The 933-nt window shown below is 40.2% G+C and carries 2 protein-coding genes; one reads left to right on the top strand and one right to left on the bottom strand.

Annotated features, from left to right (window positions below; genetic code table 11):
- Window positions 1-657 (top strand): Cof-type HAD-IIB family hydrolase (locus AC29Z1_RS14510; RefSeq protein WP_488272169.1); only part of this gene is annotated, 657 nt, incomplete at its 5' end.
- Between the two features lie 124 nt (window positions 658-781).
- On the opposite strand, the gene AC29Z1_RS14515 is transcribed toward AC29Z1_RS14510, so the two are convergent.
- Window positions 782-933: bifunctional hydroxymethylpyrimidine kinase/phosphomethylpyrimidine kinase (locus tag AC29Z1_RS14515; protein WP_488272173.1), on the bottom strand; the 152-nt coding region annotated here is incomplete at its 5' end.

The raw sequence follows: 933 nt of genomic DNA on the forward strand, positions 1-933 counted from the left end.
CCGGTGATAGCAGCAAACGGAGCCTTTATCAAGGAAAAAGATAACGATAAAGTCATTTATAAAGATGTTCTTGGTGAAAGTTTATGTCTGGAATTACTGGGGATATTTCGAAAACACCGCACTACGCCTTACTTTTGTTCTCCTCATAAATTTTATTATGGCACGATTATGTTTAAACTTTACTATCTGGCCACTAAACTGTTAGGCCGAAGGCGCAACCATTTGGACATGGAATATGTGTTTTCCTGGCGACAGTGGCAAAAAGTATTACATAAAGAAAAAAACGAAATTGTAAAATGTGAAATTATCTATAGAGATGCAGCGCTAATTAATCGCTTGCGGCAGGAACTCATGAATATCAAACAATTAGAAATTGTTGATTCTTCCAAGTACAATATTGAAATTACCCGTAAAGGGGTCTCAAAAGGTAAAGCGGTAGCCATGCTAGCATCATTGTATAATATAAAGCGGGAAGAGATTATCGCTATAGGCGATAGTGCCAATGATTTGTCGATGATAGAATACGCCGGTCTGGGCATTGCGATGGGGAATGCTGCGGATAGTGTCAAGCGGCGAGCTGACTATATTACAGATTCAAATGACCAGGATGGCGTAGCTAACGCAATTAATAAATTTGTTTTAGGAAATGAAGTGTAAAGATAAAGAGAGTGTGGAAAAATCAATTTTAATTCGTGAAAAGAGCTCCGCTTGTGTGGAGCTCTTAGTTTATCTACGCGATTATGACGTGCAATAAAAGTATGCGATGTGCCAGGTTGCCATTTTACTTATTCAAACGGTGGGCAGCATGGCAGGTGGGACCGACATAGGCGTTTAGCGGGAATGAGGCTTTGATGGCAGCGGTAATAAATTCTTTTGCTTGTTTTACTGCTTCATGTACAGATAAGCCCTTAGCTAATCCGGCGGTGATAGCCG

Source organism: Sporomusa sp. (assembly GCF_057736855.1).